We start from the raw sequence: 1468 nt of genomic DNA, 5'->3' as shown, positions 1-1468 counted from the left end.
TATGGTTGGGGGCTGCTTTTTGACCTGGAAAGTCGGTTTTGATCGGCGGTTGGTCATGAAGGGTAGGTAGAATTCTCCAGAGGTGAAATTGCTACTATATATAGATATGGGTAAACCAATACCAAAGATATTGCTGGGAAACTGGCTTTGCTTAACTTATATATAGTAATTCTTGTATCCGCTCAATCAAAGGGGGATCGCTCACTGACGAGCCTCAAATATCGCAAAATCGTTGCTAACACGGTAGTCTACCCCGATTTATTGAACAGATACCTGGATGTGATGAAAAATGAGATGACTCGTGGGGGAATTTTTTCACCACAAATAATGTCGCGACTGTGTTCGCCAATTGGTTGAATATAAGATTTTGGCAATCCTAATACACTAGCCCTGTCTGGCGTTTCTGCTGAGTCTGGATAAAAGTCTTTGAAACCATTGAAATCTCGAAGGCTGCGATCGTTAAATCTGCTTTTTTTAACAGGTGACTACGGACGCCAGCCTGTAGGATGAGGTAAATAAATTGATCGCACCAATACGCTAAGGGGCAATACATACCTACAGACTAGGGAATTTCAAGCGTTTTAGGGACTGAGAACCAAGCTCAGTAACACGCCAGACACGGGCTTCCGAATACACCCACAGGTTGGTACAAATCTAGTTGCTTCTTTTCTGAGCGGATTTCCCTCGCCCAGCAAGGGCCCTCCTTGATGGGTATTTGCCAGAGCTGGCTTCTCTGATTGCGTGAACCAATTCTGTGCGGCCGTAGAACCCTCCGGTCACAGTCATCCCGAAAGAAATCGGAAAATACACTGTCCAAATCGATGAATCGATGAACTGTGGTATGAAAGTATAGGACAAAGGGAATCAACGATCGGTCTGGGAACGCGATGGATGCCAAGACTTGGGAAGTGATTCGGATGTCAAATTGGGAAGCGCTCCTTGATATCTACTCAAGCATTATGGGATTCCCTACCGAGTGTCATTCGCCAATGTGCCAAGATTTATATCGACCATTGTCCCGTCTCTGTTAGGGTTTTAGGCCCGTAAACGGCATCAGTCTATCGCATCCGAAGGCTGATTAACCAGTTATATTGAACGATGGAATATAGCAATCATAGTTGATTTGCTAGATCTGGAAATGCTGAAATCATTGCTATACAAGTAGTCTAGTAATACAATCGGTCGTTAGGGAGCATCTCAGTTTTGCTATTGTAGTGCTGTCCCGTTCGCGAGTATTATAGGAGTTACGCATTGACAAAAAACATTATCTATGTATTCTCGACCATAGCATCACTCTGAAGGAAAGCCAAAAATATGCTCACGTATAACTAAAGTGAACATATTTCTTTGTACTTGATACCAATTACAAATTATCTTTTCAGACCGCATCAACTCCAATTTAACAAATGCTTGAAGTGAACAAAATATATGAGTTTTGATTGCATTGGTATCTCTAACCATGAACCGA

At 42.6% G+C, this 1468-nt stretch carries 1 pseudogene; it reads right to left on the bottom strand.

Features of this window, described 5'->3' with window-relative positions:
• Positions 1 to 1290: 1290 nt before the first annotated feature.
• A pseudogene (locus QUB66_RS29625) lies at positions 1291 to 1468 on the bottom strand (IS701-like element ISAcma42 family transposase); the annotation flags it as partial.

It is taken from the genome of Microcoleus sp. A2-C3, from assembly GCF_036706065.1.
Taxonomy (GTDB): domain Bacteria; phylum Cyanobacteriota; class Cyanobacteriia; order Cyanobacteriales; family Microcoleaceae; genus Microcoleus.
Note: the sequence above shows the minus strand (reverse complement) of the source record. Positions and strands in the feature narration are given on the sequence as shown.